The sequence below is a fragment of the Streptomyces sp. NPDC059994 genome, from assembly GCF_042737755.1.
Classification (GTDB): Bacteria; Actinomycetota; Actinomycetes; order Streptomycetales; family Streptomycetaceae; genus Streptomyces.
Genome location: NZ_JBHWUR010000230.1, coordinates 1 through 1,203 on the forward strand (window position 1 = coordinate 1; position 1,203 = coordinate 1,203).

Annotated in this window: 1 protein-coding gene; it reads right to left on the reverse strand. The window is 69.2% G+C overall.

What is annotated here, in order from left to right; genetic code table 11:
* On the reverse strand, window positions 1-1,049 hold a 1,049-nt coding region (locus ACFWA7_RS40010), incomplete at its 3' end, for an FG-GAP repeat domain-containing protein (RefSeq protein WP_385828096.1).
* Window positions 1,050-1,203 lie beyond the last annotated feature (154 nt).

The following is a 1,203-nucleotide window of genomic DNA, read 5'->3' on the forward strand; positions in this document are numbered from 1 at the left end:
GCGTAGTAGTAGTACAGCGTTCCCTTGCTGTCCCGGCCCATCAGGTCGCTCTTGCCGTACGTGGTGTTTCCGCCTTGCGAGGCGAACACGACGGAGTTGTTCCAGCCGTCGCCCCCCACGATCCGGTCCTTGAAGTTGCCCTTGCCGTCGGACATGTAGAGGTAGAGCTTGCCACCGGTGCCGCGCGTGGCGATGTCGGCGAGGCCGTCGTTGTCGGCGTCGTCCAGGGGCAGGATCTGGTTGTATGTGTCCCAGCCGCCGCCGATCCTGACGCGCGTCTTCAGCGGGGCGCCGGCGTTGCCGGTGCCCGCGTAGAAGTAGAGGTCGCCGGCGGGCGTGCGGGCGACGACGTCACCGATGCCGTCGCCGTTCAGATCGTTGGCGCCGACCAGCTGGTCGTAGGCCTGCCAGCCGCCGCCGACCTTGACCTTGGACGCGAACGGATCGCCGGTGGCGCTGCCGTTGCCCAGGTACAGGTACAGGTCGCCCGAGGGCGTGCGGGCCAGCAGGTCGTACTTGCCGTCACCGTTCACGTCGCCCGGGGCGAAGAGCTTGTTGTACGCGTTCCAGCCCTGGCCGGTCCAGTTGGCGTACGAGGTGCCGCTGGTGGTCGCACGCGCGTACAGGGACAGGGTCCCCGTCGCAGACACGGTCAGCAGCTCGGGCGAGCCGTCACCGTCCAGGTCGCCGGGCGCGATCAGGTCCTTGTACTGGCCGAAGTAGTTCGAGAACTCCTGGCCCTTGCTGCCTGTCTCCAGGTAGGCCTTGCCGTCGATCGCCCGGTACAGGATGTCGCTGGAGCCGTCCTTGTCGACGTCCAGGCGGGGCTTCACAGCAGTGGCCGCGGCCGCCGCGGACCGCTTGGCGTGCTGCGGAAGCGCGAGCGACGGCTGCACGGCGGGGCCCGGCTTCGCCGGCTTCACCGCCGAGCGCGGCGCCTTCGGTGTCTCGCCGGCCGAGGCCGTGCCCGAAAGGAGCATGCCGGCCGAGAGCGCGAGGGCGGTGCAGGCCGCGAGACGGCCGGGGCGCAGGGTGCGCGAAGAAGACAAGATTCCCCCCAGGGAATATGCAGGTGAAGCCGGGGCGGATTCGTCGCGGCTCACGCGGCGAGCGGAGCGCGCGGAAACATTCCTTGCGGGGCCTCCGTATGGCGCGTCGTCGTGGACGCCTGGCCATGTGTGGCCGCACGTAGAAATGCCGAAA